Raw genomic sequence first — 19,143 nt, 5'->3', positions numbered from 1 at the left:
AACTTTTTGTGTTTCCTATAACTTAAAGAATGAACATTTATAAACTATTATGTTTTGTTGCGGGTAACCTCGTGATATTTAGTGCTGTTTCTGCCCAGCAAAAAAGCCTTTCAGGTAAAGTCACAGACAGTGCAACACATGTACCAGCGAAGGGTATTACTATACGTTTATCTCCTGGTAACCAGACGGACATTACAGATGAAAACGGACGATTCTTTTATAAAAATATACCAGGAGAAGCTACAACTATTACGGTATCTGCAGTTGGGTATCAGAAGAAATCATATCTGCTTGCTGATTTTAAAAACGGACAAACAATCAGTATTGCTTCCCGGCAAACACAACTAACAGATGTGGTGATTACGGCCAATACAACCAATCCATATAAGGCATTAAGCGAAATGGATATTAAGTTAAGGGGAGTATCCAATTCACAGGAAGTATTGAGGATTGTTCCGGGTTTGTTTATTGGCCAGCATCAGGGTGGTGGTAAGGCGGAACAGATATTTCTGCGCGGATTTGATAATGACCATGGTACAGATATTAACATGAGTGTAGATGGTATACCTATCAACCTGGTATCACATGCACATGGGCAGGGATATGCTGATAGCCATTTTATTATACCTGAAACAATTGAAAGCACGAACTATAAAAAGGGGATGTATGATGCAGAAAAAGGAGATCTGGCAGTTACCGGGTTTGTCAATTTTAATACTGCTGATGCTATTAGTTCTAATACAATAAAAGTTGAAGGTGGTCAGTATCATACTTACCGGGTGTTAGGCATGATCAACTTACTGGGTGAAAAAGCCAAAGCAAATGATCAATCCTGGTATGCAGCTTCTGAATATCGTTATAGTGATAGTTATTTCGAAAATCCGCAGCATTTTAAACGGTTTAATTTCTTTACGAAATATCATGGGAAGCTGAATGATAAAAACAGGCTTACGCTTACGGCATCTACCCTATACAGTAAATGGGATGCTTCGGGCCAGATACCTGAGAGTGCAGTTGATGAAGGTAAAGTAGACTTTTATGGAGCACTTGATCCAAATGAAGGAGGTGTTACTTCCCGTACAAATTTCAGTGCCCGGTTATTAACTACATTACCTAATCATGATATCATCAAAAATCAGCTTTATTATTCCAGGTATAAATTTGATCTGCATACCAACTTCACTTTCTTTTTAGTAGATACGATAAATGGTGATGAGATCAGACAAAGAGAAGCGCGTAATTTATATGGGTATAATGGCAGTTATGTACATGAGGGTTATATAGGAGACATTAAGTTAACCACAGATGCGGGTATTAATGCACGTTTGGATGCTACTACGAATTCTGAGCTTTCACATACGGTAAACCGGTATACTCTGATAAGTCCAATTAAACTGGGAGACGTAACCGAGTTTAGCGCTGGCGCCTATTTGAATGAAACATTTCATTTCAATTCTAAATTTACACTGAATGCGGGTTTAAGGTTTGATCAGTTTTACTATAAATACAACAACAAGCTGGCCGGCGACAGTACACTTAGCGGAGCAGGGGTTTACAAAGCAAATAATAATATTGTGAGCCCCAAGTTTAACTTTTATTACCAGGCAACTGATAGAACCCAATTTTACTTATTCCTGGGTAAAGGTTTTCATTCCAATGATGCCCGGGTAGTTGTAGTTGAAAAAGGATCACAGACACTTCCTGCGGCTTATGGCGCAGACCTGGGAACGGTGTTTAAGCTGTCCAAAAGCCTGCTGTTCAATGCTGCTGTGTGGTATAGTTATCTTCAGAAAGAATATGTTTATGCTGGTGATGGAGGAACAGTTGATTTCAGTGGTCGTACCAGGCGTGTCGGTTTTGACTTTTCAGGACGATATCAGCCTTTTGCTTCTCTTTACCTGGATGCAGATGTTAACTATGCACATGGTAGGTCTATGGATGATCCCAAAGGCGAGAACTATATCCCACTGGCCCCCGTATGGAGCAGTACCGGCGGTTTCACTTACTTATTTAAGAACGGCTTTAATGGTAGCTTACGTTACCGTTACCTGGGAGACAGAGCCGCTAATGAGGATTATAGCCTTACAGCGAAAGGTTATTTCGTGAATGACCTGGTATTGAATTATACCAGGTCTAAATATGAGATAGGGTTGACTATCAATAACCTGTTTAATGTGAAATGGAAAGAAACTCAATTCGAGACGTTAACACGCTTAAAGAATGAGGAAGCTGTTAATGGTATTGCATTTACAGCAGGGACTAAGTTTGCGGCGGTACTACATGTGAGTTACTTCTTTAAATAATATATCTCTACCAGAGGTTTTAACCGGGAACAATACATGTGACTGTAATGTTCCCGGTTTTTAATTCTTAAAAACTTAAATATTCACCACAGTTTTTGTCGAAAAAACAGGAACTTTGTAAAGAATTGTTTTTGCTTTATGAAACTTCCACAAAAATACATGAACAGGCAGGCAGAAATTACGGCGTCGTTTCTGGAGGAGATGAATAAACACATCGACGATTTTATGGCCGGAAGGGTAGAAGAGATGTTTCATTTAAAGGATATTGCCGGCATCATGTGTCTTCACCCGGTACACATAAGTAATGTAATTAAATTACATACGGGATTTCATCCCTGCCATTTTTATGAACAGCGGATCGTTGAGGAGGCAAAGAAGCTTTTATCAGATAATACGCTTACTATTGGAGATGTTGCTACACGGTTAACGTATGATAAATCTAATTTCACGAAGTTCTTCAAACAATATGAAGGTATGACACCTACAGTCTATCGTAGTTTATTAAGCAATTAACCCCATAAAGGCTGCGCCCCATACGCTTGAATTACCCGCTGGCAGCAAATCCTTCTCTCAAAATTTAAAGTAACATCCCCCTGTAAGAACTGTTTCGCAATAATAGTTCCGGCTTTCTATGCGAAGATCTATTGAATTACAGAAAGCTTAAATAGTCACCAATAATACTAAAATCCTCACCACAGTTCCATATCCACTTCAGCCGACCTTTGCTTTCATAAATCATTAACAAATGAAAATTGAAGAGGAAAAGGTCAAAGCTCTGACCCAGGCAGAGCGACAAGCTATCAATACATTTTATAGTGCCTGGAAAGAAAAAAAACCTGAATTGCTGGATGAGGTGTGTACACCTGATTGGAAAGATATTCCATTAGCTCCAGGGCAGGCTGATGGCCCTCAGGGACTGAAAGATATCATCCGTAATTTTTCTGCAGCATTCCCGGATGTAGAGATCATCGTCCATGAAATGTTTGGCACACATGAACGTGCGGGCGTACGTGCCGAAATTACATTTACTCATCATCGTGAGGTACTGGGTATTCCGGCCACAGATAAAAGGGTTTCAATAGCCCTGCATGAATTTCATTATCTGAAAGATGGTAAACTTACTCATACCTGGCATCTGGAAGACTGGTTCGGACTACTTATGCAAAGTGGTGCATGGTCTGGAAAAGGTTTAGGCGACAATTAACAAACAATTAAATAAAAGACAATGAACAATTCGAACAAAACAGCTGTGGTTACCGGCATAAGCAGTGGTATCGGTCTGGCATTAACAAAGAAACTTTTAGAAGAAAATTATAACGTATTCGGCACTACGAGGTCGGGCGAATTAAACACTTTAGTACATCCTAACTTAGAGGTGGTTGCTCTGGAAGTAACTGACCCCCTCAGTATTCAAAGGGCCGTAAGCAAAATCAAAGCATTAGCTAATGGTATTGACCTGCTGGTTAATAATGCGGGTGCTGCACCAGATGTATTTGAAGTAAAACCGGAGTACGAAGCATTTACGCAAACGCTGGATACCAACATCACAGGTGTTGTGTTTTTTACGGAGCCCTTATTAAACTACATCAACACTGGAGGACAGGTCATATTTATCTCCAGCAATATGGGATTACCGAAAAACGCCGCAGCGAATGGCCCGGGTTACCGGATGTCGAAAGCCGCAATTAATATGTATGCGGCCATGCTGGCTACGCGTCTTGCGGATCAGCATATCCGGGTGACTCCTATGCATCCGGGCTGGGTTCAGACCAGATTGGGTGGCGATCAGGCTCCGCTGACGCCTGGACAAGCAGCTGACGGACTTTATCAGGGTATTACCTCTAATTCAGAAAGCGGTAAGTTTTGGAACATCACAGTGCCCGGAATCGAAGCCTATTAAGAATAGGGTTTTAAATAAAAAGTAGGCGTATCAGATTTTTGATACGCCTACTTTTGCTTAATTTGATATTACAATTGCTCGTTTATATACCTGGTAAAACCAAAAATGTAATATAAAGAGAGCAATGTGAATTATTCTATTTCCTTTACCAGAAATTCTTCTACAGACCGTTTCTCAGATGAAAAATTAATGCCAATGGCTATTTTTTTTCTCGCGTCTAACTGATAAGAACGTAAATAACCCTTATCAAATATCTGATCAAGAGCTGTCTGCGCGGTACCATTCAGTTTCAACTCTATAGCAAAAATATATTTATCGGTAAATACCAGTATATCACATCTGCCGGTGGAACTATGCACTTCGCTACGTACATCAAGACCCAGGCGCTTAAAGGAAAGATGAACAATGATATGAAAGATAGATTCGCTTTCTGCTCTCCAATGATCATAAGGGATGGTAGATAAAATTACATCCAGCGCTTTGATCATTTGAGGTATATCATTACTCTTCAATGCCTTTCCTAAATCAGTGGTGACTGCTACAGAATTACTGGCAGGATATACATTCCTATAAGCACTGAGCAGTGCATCATTTAAACTGTCTTCTACTTCTTTATTTGGATATCCAAGTTTATATAATTCAGCATCGGTATCATATCCTTTAAGTGTCAGATACCCTGTCTGGAACAAAACTGGAAGAGATGAAAAATGCTCCACATTTAAATTACCAAGAGCAATTTCGTCAATATGGATATTTTCAAATTCAAATTCTCCACTTTCTTTCATGTGTTTAACCAGCCAGGTAGGCGTGCCAGTTTGAAACCAGTAATTTCTGAAATCACGGCCATCCATATATTTTAATATGGAAAAAGGATTATATACCCGTTCTGCATCTTCATGCCAGGCATACCCGTTGTACCAAAATTTCAGTTTACTTAACAAATCCGGCTGACGTTGTTGCATTTCAGTGATCTCTTCCGCAAAATTACTTTCCAGTTCCTGTTGGGTTATACCGGCTATCGTAGCATAGCTGCGATGTATCGTAATATCATTCAGGTTATTCAGATCAGAAAAAATACTTACTTTGGTAAACCGACTTACACCAGTAATCAGTAACAAACGAATATATTCATCTGCATCCTTTAATACCGAATAAAAACTTTTAAACACTGAGCGATTCTCTTCTACTTTCTCCAAATCTTCCAGGTAATCCGTAATCGGCTTATCATATTCATCAATCAGGATTACTACCCGGCCTTTCTTCGCCGCTTTCCTGATCAATTCCCTGAATTTTAATGCAAGATTATCTTCAACTAGCTGAATATCAAATTCTTTCGCTAAAAAATCGAGTTCCCGGCTAATGGCTTCAATTAACCCAAGTTCTTTGTAAGCAATTTGACTAAATCTGAGATGTATTACAGGGTGTGTTTGCTCCCAATTCCATTGATCGTGTATCCACAGCCCCTCAAATAACTTTTTATTGCCATTGAAAATCTCCTTAATAGTAGACAGCAATAGCGATTTACCAAAACGTCTGGGACGACTAAGGAAATAGTAGTTACCGGATTCAATCAGGTTATAGATAAGTTGGGTTTTATCAATGTATAAAAAACCATCCCTTCTTATTTTCCCGAAATCCTGCAAACCTATTGGATACTTATTCATGCTGGCAAAGATAAAATAAAATTCATGACATACGTCTTACTATACTCTGAAAATCAGCGTATCAACCTGCTTAAGATACTCAAAATGTTCATAATTAAACTTTGTAATAATTTATTACATAATATGACTGCTGAAGAACACATGGTTGTAATTGGCAGGCAACTTCAATGTAAACGGGAGGTATTAATACAAAGGATTCAATAATATTTTATGAGAATCGATTAAGACTACTTACTTATTATGGATGAGGCATCTTGTAGTATTCTTTATAGTATCTTCGGAAAGAGTTGGGAAAGACTTCCAGTTTTGACCGATGGTTAATCGATGCTTGGTCGGTGGTTGATCGGTGGTTAGACGGTCACGACCGATTAACCATCGATCAACCACCGACCAAGCATCGTCTTAAAGTGCTACTTTCTAAGAACTCATATGCAAGACACTATTATGAATATAGCTAGTTTGGACACAAGAAATATACACTTGTATGTTAGAATATTTATTACATTGCCAGTGTATTTATTCTATATCCCGTAAGTAGAATAATTACAGCTACAGTTAACCCATTTCAAACCCCTGTAGCTCTGTTTTAAACACCCAAAACTCATAACACTATGGGAACTCAGTTAAAAGGACCATTTGGTGGTTTTGAAGGCAAAGTAGGCCCCCTTATCGGTATGTGGTCAAGAGGGCAAAATGTTATTACCAGTTTGCACCGGACTTCCACCAAACCTCCTTCACAAAAGCAAATTGGCCAACGTAATAAGCTTACTATTGTCAGCAGTCTGCTTTCTTACTTTAAGGACCTGATAGATATAGGCTTCAGGGAGCATAAACCGGGAGAAACGGCTATGAATGCGGCCTGTCGTTATAACTATAAAAATGCGTTAAGTGGTGTGTCGCCCGACTTTACTATTGATTATCCTGAGTTGTCTTTTAGTCGTGGTAGTTTAATTGCTCCTAAAGGCATTGTAATTGAAGCGGTGGGGGATGGCAAAATTATATTTACGTGGATAGCGAATCCTAATGCTATGAAATTAACCGATCCGGCAGATCGGTTAATGGTACTGGTTTGCAACCCAATTAAGAATGAGGTGACAACGAAACTCAATGCTACATCAAGATCTGCATTGACTTATATAATCCAGCTGCCAGTTGACTTTGCCGGAGATGAAGTGCACTGCTACCTGGCTTTTTCAGGTATATCGGGAAGAGTAAGTAATAGCATCTATGCAGGAGCAGTTACAATGATATAATTAAAACCAGATTATAATGGCACGTTTAAAAAATGGTATTTTAGGCGGTATAACGGGCAAAATAGGTAACATTGAAGGTTACATGCTCAATGGCGAATATATTATCCGCAGCCGTCGGAGAAAGAGCACTAAGCCTCCTACAGAAAAGCAGGTGGCAAGCAGACAAAGGATAAAAGCAGCAAATCATTTCTTACATCCTATTCTTGAATTTGCAAAAGTGGGCTTTGAATATATAGCTTTAACTAGAAAGTCTCGTGCATGTAATATTGCAACTTCCTATCTGGTTAAAGATGCTATTGAAGGAGAGACTATAGATTATTCAAAAGTAAGATTGTCTGAAGGGCCTATAAATACACAGGATATAAATGCTTCGGTAGTGAAGGAGGTTGATAATCTGATATTTACATGGACGCCGGATCTTAGTTATGCACATGGCAATGATCACGTGATGTTACTGGCTTATACACCAGAATTGAATGAAGCGGTGTATACTTTGTGTGGTGCAAAAAGAAGTGCGGGGATTGACACATTAAAATTGCCTGATGATTCCTGGAAGGGGAAAACTATAGAAATTTACCTGTCATTCAAAGCGGAGAACAGTATACTGTGTGGGAACAGTTTATATTTAGGTCAGATAATTTAAGTTGATGAACAGGGGGCTGACATTTAAGGTCAGCCCCCTGTTTTAATTATTTAAGTACAACTTCGATCACAGGTATTGTATAAGGAGGTTGTAACACTGGCAATGTTAACACCAGGTCTTTTCCTTTTACTTCTCTTTTAACCTCAGAATTATCGTGTACGAACTGTGTATATTTTACGTTGCCCGCATATCCGGCTAATGTGATAGTTCCGGAGGGATATTTCATAAGATGAACATATAATCTTTTAGTAGACGGATTGTACGTCAACATGGTATTTTCCGGTGCTTCAAAACTGGCAGGTGCTTCTTTACAACCATAGATAGCGCGGTTATTCACGTGCATCCAAAGTCCGATACTGTCAAGCGCACGTTCGGCGCGGTAATCGAATGTACCACGTGCTGTGGGGCCAACATTCAGGATCAGGTTGCCACTTTTGCTTACGGAGGTGATTAACAGGGTAAGCAGGTCGTGGTTGCTTTTCCAGCTGTTTTCATCGCGATAGTAACCCCATGAGCCGGAAAAGGTCTGGCAGGTTTCAAAGGGTAATCCATCATACTGGCTTTTTAATTCAGAAGGTTTTACCTGTTCCGGTGTGGCGAAATCAGCGCCATCTTCATAATCGTCAAGATCAAGCCTGTTGTCAACGATAATACCTGGTTGTAATTTGCGGATGAGTTTCAATAACTCAACGGAGCCCCATTCTTCTTTCCCTTTTCCATGCCCTTTATTACCGGGGTAGGAGAAGTCCAGCCACATGATATCAATCTTACCGTATTTAGTCAGCAATTCAGTGATCTGGTCGTGGAGGTATTTCCGGTATTTAGCCATGTCCCGGCCTTTATTCAGGCGGGCGTAAGCAGTATCGGAATCATTGGCAGGCTGCTGCGGATGGAGAATGTCAATTGGGAAATCCGGATGGTGCCAGTCCAGCAGGGAGTAATAGAATCCCACTTTGATGCCTTCTGCCCTGAATGCATCTACAAATTCTTTCACAAGATCCCTTTTGAACGGGGTATTAGTAGCTTTGTAGTCGGTGAATTTCGAGTCAAACAGGCAAAAGCCTTCATGGTGTTTGGTAGTGAGTACAGCGTACTTCATCCCTGCAGCTTTGGCACGTTTGGCCCATTCCTTTGGGTTATACAGATCCGGGTTGAACAGATCAAAGTAGGGCTGATATTGTTCATTGGTCATACGTTCATACCTTTTCACCCATTCATGCCTTGCGGCCATAGCATATGTGCCAAAATGGATAAACATACCGAACCTGTCGTGCGACCACCACGCCATTCGCTGCTCTTTCTGAGCAGGTGTTTCATTACCTATTTTTTTCTTTTGTTGTGCCTCCGTGGCGGATGCACATGAGAGTGCAATGAGTAAAATGGTTAATATTCTTTTCATGAGACCTGTTTAATTAAAATAAGAACTACACCCATTTTTGGAAATGGGTGAATGTAAAATAGAAAATATCCTGACTATTTGTATATACCCTCGAAATTATTGCACATTTTAACCTGGGTTAAAATCATTATCAACTATTACCCTGAAATTTGTGTTATAAAATCAAGCAAAATGAAAAGAACATCAAATGCACACTGGAACGGTAACTTAAAAGAAGGTAAAGGTAACATTTCAACACAGAGCACTGTTTTGAATAAAACCCAGTACTCATTTAATACCCGCTTTGCTGACGGTATAGGCACCAATCCGGAAGAACTGGTTGCTGCAGGTCATGCAGGATGTTTTACAATGGCTGTATCAGCTATTTTAACACAACAGGGAATTACTGCCGGTGATCTGGATACCAAAGCAGTGATTGAACTGGATCCTGCTTCCCAGAAGATTACAGGTATTGCACTGGAATTAACCGCTTCAAAGATTGATGGCGTATCTGAAGAAGCATTTAAATCGAGTGCTCAACTGGCGAAGGAAAATTGCCCGATCTCCAAACTGCTGACCGGTGCACCTATTACATTAAATGTGATTTACGGATAATTTAAAAAAGAATAATGAAATGAAGCCGGGAGAGATCCTGGCTTTTTTTATGGATCAATATTGAAAAAGCCGGAATAGGATTATTCCGGCCATTACTTTAACCTACAACTGTTACACTGATTTTGTAACAATAACTTACTGTAAAATTATCTCATCGGACTGACAACCACAATTGCCAGATAACATAATTAATTGTACAAATTATGGATTTCTTATAATGCTGATTATTATTATATCTGCCGGTTCGCGTGAAAAAGACTATCTTCATGACCACCAGATTTAATTGGTGAAATCAACGATCTGAGATTTCTACTTCCTGGCAATCTGCATTAACTCTGATCTCAGAAAAATAATTATTCTTACTAGTCTCTTTCTGTTAAATCGAAACGTTCTAAATAGATTATCTGTATCTCTATTCATTTCTTTTTACTAGTCGATGCTTTTCAATTAAGACTGTCATATGAAGGTAACAACGAGTACGGTTTTCGATATCTTGTCACGGTTGCGGGTTTATTTTCAGAGAGATACCGCTATCCGGATTGATGATATAGAAGAGCCTTTCCGCTCGGAACTCTACAGCTCGGATCAGATGAACCGCCACGGTCAGGTGGTTGCCCGCTCGCACAAGCTGATGAAGCGTAATGTTTCTGATCTGCTGCTAAAGAGACTTGACAACAATGAAAAAATCTTACTGGAAGTTCGTAACCTGCTGGTGGAAAGTATCCGGTCGGGCAAAACCATTACGCCCGCGGGGGAGTGGTTGCTGGATAATTTCTACCTGATAGAAGAACAGGTGGTCATTGCTAAAAAACATTTACCCAAAGGATATAGTGAAGGATTGCCTTACCTGGCAGAAGGTATTTCTGCCGGAATGCCACGTGTATATGATATTGTACTGGAAATTATTGCGCATAGCGATGGAAGGGTAGACGTAAAGAGCCTCAGCAGTTTTATTGTATCTTATCAGACCCATAGTGTGCTGGCACTGGGGGAATTGTGGGCAATCCCTATTATGCTCCGGTTGGCCGTTATCGAAAATCTTCGCAGGGTATCCGGGAAAATAGCCCTGGATATGATTGACCGTGACATGGCTGATTACTGGTCGGAAAAAATGATGACGATCGTTACTGAAGAACCGGGTAACCTTATCCTGACCATTGCCGATATGGTGCGGTCAAAACCAGCGCTTACAGGTCCCTTCGTAGCAGCTTTTACCAGAACGTTACAGGGAAAAGGTCCTGTACTGGCATTGCCGCTCAACTGGATGGAGCAACAACTCTCCGGTATGGGGGTAAACAGTAACGACCTTGTCCGGCAGGAAAACCAGAAACAGGCGGCCGATCAGGTTTCTGTAAGTAACAGCATTGGTACTTTGCGTTTCCTCGGGGCTACCGACTGGCGGGAATTTGTGGAAGCACTCAGTAGTGTAGAGCATGTACTCCGGCAGGATGCTACTTATCCGCTCATGGATTTTTCTACACGCGATAGATACCGGCATGTGGTGGAAAAAATATCTAAAGCATCCCCATTATCAGAAACGGATGTAGCAGAAAAAGCAATTGCGCTTACTGCTCCTGAAGGGACCGGTGGGCAAAGCCATGTAGGATATTATCTGGTAGATAAAGGCGTAAGAAGTACGGAGCAGATAAGCGGCATGCGCTATACTATCAAACAAAAGCTGCAGCGCATTGCCCGGAAAATGCCTGTTACATTATATCTGGCATCTATTTTTTCCCTGACATTGATAATGGCAGGGGCCATGTGCCTGCTGGCATATGAGAATGGTACTGATAACTGGTGGATCCTGTCATTGTTAGGTTTGATTACTCTTTCATGTGCCGGCCAACTGGCAGTATCGCTGGTAAATTGGTTTTGCACTATATGGGTAGGGCCTACTTCATTGCCACGAATGGATTTCTCTAAAGGTATCCCGGAAGAATATCGCTCTCTTGTGATTATTCCTACCATGTTATCCAGCGTGCCGGATATTGAAGAACTCGTAGAAGCGTTAGAAATACGTTTCCTGGCAAACAGGGAAGCAAACCTGCATTTTGGTCTGCTTACGGATTTTATGGATGCCGATACGGCTGTAATGCCAGCAGATGATGAATTACTGGACCTGGCAGTCAGCAGGATAACAGCACTCAATCAAAAATACAAACAACCAGATCTTTTCTTCCTCTTTCACCGCCACAGAACATGGAATAGTCGTGAGCGGAAATGGATGGGCTATGAACGTAAAAGAGGGAAGCTGTATGCACTCAATGCTTTTTTACGTGGAAAGGGGAGAGACGCATTTTCTTTAATTATAGGAGGAACTACCATACTTAACCAGGTGAAATATGTGATTACCCTGGATACTGATACACAACTTCCCCGTGAGGCCGCCTGGAAGTTTATTGCCACGATGGCGCATCCGCTTAATCGTGCTATTTATAACCCGCAAAAAGGACGCGTTACATATGGATATGGTATTCTGCAACCCCGTGTGGATTCAGGGATTCCTAAACAGGCTACTTCGCTCTACCTGCGTATGCAGGGTTATGTATCTGGTATAGATCCTTACACCCGTGTATCTTCGGATGTATATCAGGATGTTTTCGGCGAAGGTTCCTTTATCGGTAAAGGAATTTATGATGTTGATGTATTCCAGAAAACTCTCCATAATGTGCTGCCACAAAACCGGATACTCAGTCATGATCTGCTGGAAGGTTGTTATGCCCGCGCAGGTTTGCTGAGTGATGTACTTTTATATGAAGAGAACCCCGCGCAATATTCGTCAGATGTAAAACGCCATCACCGCTGGATCCGTGGAGACTGGCAAATAGGTGCATGGATGCTGCCTTTTGTGACCAATGGCAAAGGACACATCGTGAGGAACAAATTATCTGGTTTATCACGATGGAAGATCTTTGATAATCTCCGCAGAAGTTTTGTGCCGTTTTCTATGTTGCTCCTGTTGTTATGTGGATGGACAATATTGCCTTTACCCTGGTTCTGGACACTTGTAGTAACAGTAATTATTTTATTACCGGTGATGACAGTTGCTGCATGGCAGTTGATCCACAAACCGACCGACATTACACTGAAGGCACATCTGCAGGAAGTAGGCATTTTCGTTAGAGATGTACTGCTCCGTTTTGTTTTCGGACTAACGGTATTACCCTACGAAGCGTTTATGAATATGAACGCTGTAATACTTACAAACTGGCGGATGATTATTTCTAAACGTCATCTGCTGCAATGGACAACCTCTGCTACTGCTGCCAGAAATATGCATTACGATGTATGGTCTGTTTATAGGTCTATGTGGATAGCTCCTCTGTTGGCTATTGTTTCTGGTAGTTTGTTCCTATACATGAATCAGGCCTCTTTCTTTATTGCTTACCCGATCCTTTCTTTATGGTTGCTGGCACCTGCACTATCCTGGCGATTAAGTATACCGGAAGCAGAAGAAACAAACGGACTGGATGAAGATCAATCCCTGTTCCTGCACAGAACAGCCCGTAAAACATGGGCGTTCTTTGAACAGTTTGTCACTGTCCGGGAAAACTGGCTGCCGCCGGATAATTTCCAGGAGCAACCAGTGGCAGTCATTGCTCACCGTACATCACCTACTAATATGGGATTGGCAATCCTCGCTAATCTTACAGCATACGATTTCGGTTATATCGGTGGTGGAGAACTGGTAACGAGAAGTTATCATGCATTGCAGTCAATGGACAAACTGGAACGTTACAGAGGTCATTTTTATAATTGGTACAATACCGAAACACTACGACCATTGTATCCCCGGTATGTATCCACTGTGGATAGTGGCAACTTGTTGGGACATCTGTTAACTTTACGACAGGGACTTATTTCACTACCGGAACAACCGGTATTCAGCAACAATATTTACCAGGGGCTGATAACCACTGCAGATATTATCCGTGGCTTGTCAGTAGTACGTCATAGTGAAATCATACAAAAGATCCAGACAGTATTGATCGCTGCAGATCGTGAAATGAGTCCTTTCATTCATATTGTAAAAGATCACCTGGATGAACTGGTGGCATTGACAAATGTGTTAGCCGAGCATCATGGAAATGGTGAATCTGATATAATTAAATGGACAAACAGATTATTACTTCAGTTAAAGAATATAAGGGATGATTTGCAGCATCTGACTCCATGGATGAAATTACTACCCATTCCGGAGCGTTTTCCTCTATTGGAAATAACAGGCAGGATATCTTCATTGGAGGAGATAAAAGAGATGAGCAGAATGCTTTTGCCGCATATTGGAATGTATCTGCAGGAAGATAATACAGCAGAAGAAATAGAATGGTTAACAGCCATGCTTGCAAGTCTGGAAGAAGGTAGCAACCAGGCGGAAGACAGGATTATGTTGCTGGAAGAAATGGAGGAACAATGTGAACAGTTCAGTGATGTGGAATACGATTTTCTGTTCAATAAATCGACCAGTTTACTTAGGATCGGTTATAATGTAGAAGAGAATCGTAAAGATGATAGTTACTACGACTTGCTGGCATCCGAAGTCAGACTTGGGGTTTTTGTAGCCATTGCACAGGGGAAACTACCACAGGAAAGTTGGTTTGCCCTTGGACGGCTGCTTACTAATTCCGGAGGAGATCCTATCCTGCTTTCGTGGAGTGGATCTATGTTTGAATACCTTATGCCACAGCTGGTGATGCCTGCTTATGAAAATACTTTACTCTATCAGACAAATAAAGCAACTGTAAAACGGCAGATAGAATATGCCGGGCAGCGTGGCATTCCCTGGGGTATTTCAGAATCCGGGTATAACATGGTGGATGCTAACCTCAACTACCAGTACCGCGCATTCGGAGTTCCGGGATTGGGCCTCAAACGTGGCCTGGAAGAAGATCTGGTTATTGCACCCTATGCGTCTATGCTGGCTTTAATGGTAATGCCAGCAAAGGCCTGCGCGAACCTGAAATTATTATCAGATGAAGGTTTTGAGGGTGAGTTTGGCTTTTATGAGGCAGTGGATTATACTAATATCCGCCAACCGAGAGGAAAGACAAACACCATTGTACAGTCTTTTATGGTGCATCATCAGGGCATGGGACTTTTATCACTGGCATATGTGCTGTTGAATAAACCCATGCAACAACGGTTTTCTGCCGAACTCCGTTTCCAGGCTACCTTATTATTACTGCAGGAACGTATTCCAAGAGCAACCCTCTTTTACTCCCATACGGCAGATATTATAGAAACGCATACAGCCACCGCGGATACTCCTGTAAGAAGTATTACCACCGCAAACACTGTTATCCCCGAGATACAGCTGCTGAGCAATGGCCGGTACCAGGTAATGGTTACCAATTCGGGCGGCGGCTACAGCCGGTGGAAAGATCTTGCCGTTACCCGCTGGCGGGAAGATAGTACAAAGGACGACCGCGGCATTTTCTGTTATATCAAAGATGTACAGAGCGGAAGATTCTGGTCCAATACTTATCAGCCAACCCTGCATATATCCAAAGTATATGAAGCGGTATTCTCCCAGGGACATGTGGAGTTCCGCAGACAGGATTTTGGTATCGATACCCGCACAGAGATTGTCATTTCTCCCGAAGATGATGCAGAAATGAGACGGATCAGAATTACGAACAGGAACCCGTCGATAAAGATATTAGAGATCACGAGTTATGCGGAAGTAGTGATGGCCACACAGGCTTCTGATGAAGCGCATCCTGCATTCAGTAACCTGTTTGTACAAACAGAGGTGATCCCGGAACATAGAGCTGTTTTTTGTACACGCCGTCCAAGATCTGAAGCAGAAAGACCACCCTGGATGTTCCACCTGATGAATGTGAGTGGCGCAGTGGCAGAGGCTGTATCTTATGAAACAGACCGTTTGCAGTTTATTGGAAGGGGAAGAACAGCAGCGAATCCGCAGGCAATGGATCATGATCTGCTTTCCGGAAAGGAGGGCGCAGTATTAGATCCGATAATGTCCATCCGTTACCGGATCAGTATCAAACCGGGTCAGACTGTTACGATCGATCTGATTTATGGTATCAGCGAAACAAAAGAAGGCTGTGAAGGGCTGATGCATAAGTACCAGGATAAACACCTGAAAAATCGTGCATTTGAACTCTCCTGGACACATAGCCATGTGTTACTACGACAAATTAACGCGACAGAAGCCGACGCGCAATTATATGATCGCCTGGCAGCATCTATAATATACAGCAATCCCGATCTGCGTGCAGATTCATCTGTGATCCTCAATAATTTCCGCGGACAATCAGGTTTATGGAGTCATTCCATTTCGGGAGATCTGCCTGTTATTTTACTCCATATCTACGAACAGGAAAGTATGGAACTGGTGCGCCAGATGATCCAGGCACATGCCTATTGGCGGTTAAAAGGACTGGAAGTAGATCTGGTAATCTGGAATGAAGATCACGGCGCTTACCGGCAGTTACTCCAGGACCAGATACTTAGCCTAATCTCCGCAGAAGCAATTAACAGTGCTCCGGGTTATAGCAAGCCTGGAAATGTATTTGTGAAATCCACAGATCAGCTTTCTTCGGAAGACAGGATACTGTTCGAAAGTGTGGCACGGATTATCATTTATGATAGCAAGGGTACATTATCCGAACAGGTGAACATGCATTATGCAGAAAAGATATTGCCACCGTTACTCGAACATAAACCTGTGGTAGCAAAAGATCTCCTTCCTTCACCGGTGCTTGCCTTACCTACAGATCTTTTGTTCTTTAACGGAACCGGAGGATTTACATCCGATGGTAAAGAATATAAGATCATCACAGACAAAAGACAAACAACCCCGGCTCCCTGGGTGAACGTAATTGCTAACCCCAGCTTTGGAACAGTAGTATCTGAAAGTGGGTCCGCATATACATGGGCTGTTAATGCGCATGAATACCGCATTACTCCCTGGAGTAATGATCCTGTAAGTGATGTGGGAGGAGAAGCATTTTATCTGCGCGATGAGGAATCAGGAGCTTTCTGGTCACCCGCTCCCTTCCCCACAAAATGGAACACGCCCTACATCATAACACATGGTTTTGGTTATACTATATTCGAACATAAAGAACAGGGCATTTCTTCAGAGATGTGCATGTTTGTAGATAAGGAATTGCCTGTTAAATTCATTGTGCTGAAAGTGAAAAACTCTTCAGGCCGTGAACGTAAATTTTCTGCCACCGGCTTTATGGAAATAATACTGGGGGATGTGCGTGCTAAAACAAATATGCATGTTATTTCAGAATTTGATGAAGAGGCAGGTGCCTTATTGTTGCGTAACAGATATAATACTGCTTTTACGGAAAGGGTTGCTTTTTTCAGTGTAAATGGTGCAAGTCAGCAGAGTTTCACTGCAGACCGTTCAGCCTTTATTGGAAGGAACAGGAACCTGGAAGATCCGCAGGCATTGCATCGTAAAAAGCTCTCAGGCAGGAGTGGTGCCGGTATGGACCCATGTGCAGCATTACAGGTTAAATTTGACCTGCTGGATAGTGAAGAAAAGGATATCATCTTTATGTTGGGGAGTGAAGAAAACACCCGGCAGGCAAAATCACTTATTCTGAAATTTGCAGATAAGGAGTTGGTGATGGAATCCTTACAACATGTAAAGATCTATTGGAAAGAATTGTTGGGCGCCGTAAAGGTCACTACGCCGGATCAATCACTGAATATCCTGGTTAATGGCTGGCTCACTTATCAGACGCTTGCCTGCAGGATTTTTGCCCGCAGTGGTTTTTACCAGTCAGGCGGCGCATTTGGTTTCAGGGACCAATTGCAGGATGTACTCGCATTGTTACCAACAGAACCGGGAATAGCCCGTCAGCAGATTCTTTTAAGTGCCTCCCGTCAGTTTGCAGAAGGTGATGTGCAGCACTGGTGGCATCCGCCTGAAGGCAGGGGAGTGCGCACGCATTGCTCCGACGATCTGTTATGGTTGCCCTTTGTGGTGTCAAGATACCTTGCAACAACCGGTGAAAAGGATATCCTGGATGTATCCGTAGGTTTCCTGGAAAGCCGCCTTTTGCATCCGGAAGAAGATTCAGTATATGATCTTCCTGTGAATGGTAACCTGCAAGCGTCTCTATACGAACATTGTATACGTGCTATTAAATATAGCCTCCGGTATGGACAGCATGGCATGCCCCTTATCGGTTCCGGCGATTGGAATGATGGGATGGATCAGGTAGGCAACAAAGGGAAAGGAGAAAGCGTATGGATGGCATTTTTCCTGTACGATGTGTTGCAGCGTTTTTCAGTTGTTGCTAACAGTTACGGTGATACGGCATTTTCAAATACCTGTAAAATGGAAGCAGCACAATTACAGTTAAATACTGAAATTGCTGCCTGGGATGGAGAATGGTACAGACGCGCTTATTTTGATGATGGATCCCCCCTGGGATCAAAGGAGAACAAAGAATGCAGTATAGATGCTGTAGCACAGAGCTGGTCTGTATTGTCCGGTGCCGGCGAACCAGAGCGAACTACAATGGCGATGGCATCCCTGGATAAACACCTTGTAAGAAGGGATCTGAAACTGATTCAGTTGCTTGATCCTCCATTTAATAACAATGGTCCTAATCCGGGATATATTAAAGGGTACGTACCAGGAGTAAGAGAAAACGGGGGGCAGTATTCCCATGTTGCTATCTGGGCGCTTATGGCCTTTGCTGCATTAGGTAACCGTGAAAAAGTATGGGAGCTATTTGATATGATCCGTCCTTTAAATCATACGTCCGACGCTGCTGCGATACAGGTATATAAAGTAGAGCCTTATGTGATGGCTGCTGATATATATGCAAATGAATCGCATAAGGGAAGAGGCGGATGGACCTGGTACACAGGTTCCTCCGGATGGATGTATCAGTTTATTATTAGTTCCCTGTTAGGGATGGAACTACAGGCAGATCATTTATATTTCAAACCTTGTTTTCCGTTGTCATGGCCTTCCGTAACTATTGCTTACCATTACGGTACATCTGTATACAATATCACAGTCTTCCAGGTAGCCAATGGAAATCCAAAAACTATGATTAAACTGGTAGATGATGGGTTAGAGCATGATATTGATGTGTATGTCAGTATTTAAAACTTTATAGCTTTATAGGTAGGGTGCATTATAACAATGATGCACCCTTTTACTTTTATATCCTTCCTTTAGCTGCTTTATAAAAAAAAGTTTAGGAAAATTTATTTGATAAGTTGGATGGATTTATAAAATTTGTACATTCGCAATAGATACAACTCAGGTATTAGTTGTTTTGTTTTACCCCCTAATCAAAAAATTATAGAATCTATAAAGGTTTTTGTTTTTAACAAAGACCGGATTGGATTTGTATGCAATGTAATGGCCTGGACTTTTCAATA

The 19,143-nt window shown here is 41.8% G+C and carries 10 protein-coding genes; 8 read left to right on the top strand and 2 right to left on the bottom strand.

Annotated features, from left to right (window positions below):
• The first annotated feature begins 29 nt into the window (after positions 1-29).
• The 4 genes from BM176_RS11075 to BM176_RS11060 all read left to right on the top strand — a co-directional run bounded on the left by BM176_RS11075 (position 30) and on the right by BM176_RS11060 (position 4,203).
• Positions 30-2,303, top strand: coding sequence for a TonB-dependent receptor (locus BM176_RS11075; protein ID WP_090102816.1), 2,274 nt, complete (start codon positions 30-32; stop codon positions 2,301-2,303).
• 138 nt (positions 2,304-2,441) lie between these two features.
• A complete protein-coding gene (locus tag BM176_RS11070; RefSeq protein ID WP_090102815.1) occupies positions 2,442-2,816 on the top strand; it encodes a helix-turn-helix domain-containing protein in 375 nt (124 codons plus the stop codon).
• Positions 2,817-3,048: 232 nt separating this feature from the next.
• Entirely contained in the window at positions 3,049-3,507 is a 459-nt protein-coding gene (locus BM176_RS11065; protein WP_090102813.1) for an ester cyclase, read from the top strand.
• 21 nt (positions 3,508-3,528) lie between these two features.
• Positions 3,529-4,203 carry an SDR family NAD(P)-dependent oxidoreductase gene (locus BM176_RS11060; RefSeq protein ID WP_090102811.1) on the top strand — a complete coding sequence of 225 codons (675 nt, stop codon included), beginning with the start codon at positions 3,529-3,531 and terminating at the stop codon, positions 4,201-4,203.
• 131 nt (positions 4,204-4,334) lie between these two features.
• Here BM176_RS11060 and BM176_RS11055 read toward each other — a convergent pair whose 3' ends face one another.
• Positions 4,335-5,867, bottom strand: coding sequence for an ATP-binding protein (locus BM176_RS11055; protein ID WP_090102800.1), 1,533 nt, complete (start codon positions 5,865-5,867; stop codon positions 4,335-4,337).
• Positions 5,868-6,478: 611 nt separating this feature from the next.
• Between BM176_RS11055 and BM176_RS11050 the strand changes: the two genes are divergently transcribed.
• Positions 6,479-7,120, top strand: a complete 642-nt coding sequence (locus BM176_RS11050; RefSeq protein ID WP_090102798.1) for a DUF6266 family protein — start codon at positions 6,479-6,481, stop codon at positions 7,118-7,120.
• Between the two features lie 16 nt (positions 7,121-7,136).
• Positions 7,137-7,763: a DUF6266 family protein gene (locus BM176_RS11045; protein ID WP_090102796.1), complete on the top strand. Its 627-nt coding sequence runs from the start codon at positions 7,137-7,139 to the stop codon at positions 7,761-7,763.
• 46 nt (positions 7,764-7,809) lie between these two features.
• Here the strand turns inward: BM176_RS11045 and BM176_RS11040 are convergent, their stop codons facing one another.
• Entirely contained in the window at positions 7,810-9,162 is a 1,353-nt protein-coding gene (locus BM176_RS11040) for an alpha-L-fucosidase (RefSeq protein ID WP_090102794.1), read from the bottom strand.
• 171 nt (positions 9,163-9,333) lie between these two features.
• On the opposite strand from BM176_RS11040, the gene BM176_RS11035 reads away from it, so the two are divergent.
• Together BM176_RS11035 and BM176_RS11030 are read left to right on the top strand one after the other, a co-directional pair.
• A complete protein-coding gene (locus tag BM176_RS11035; protein ID WP_090102792.1) occupies positions 9,334-9,756 on the top strand; it encodes an OsmC family protein in 423 nt (140 codons plus the stop codon).
• A gap of 460 nt (positions 9,757-10,216) precedes the next feature.
• Positions 10,217-18,865: a GH36-type glycosyl hydrolase domain-containing protein gene (locus BM176_RS11030; RefSeq protein WP_090102790.1), complete on the top strand. Its 8,649-nt coding sequence runs from the start codon at positions 10,217-10,219 to the stop codon at positions 18,863-18,865.
• The last annotated feature ends 278 nt before the right edge of the window (positions 18,866-19,143 follow it).

This window comes from Chitinophaga sp. CF118, assembly GCF_900112615.1.
Taxonomy (GTDB): Bacteria; Bacteroidota; Bacteroidia; order Chitinophagales; family Chitinophagaceae; genus Chitinophaga.
Note: the sequence above shows the minus strand (reverse complement) of the source record. Positions and strands in the feature narration are given on the sequence as shown.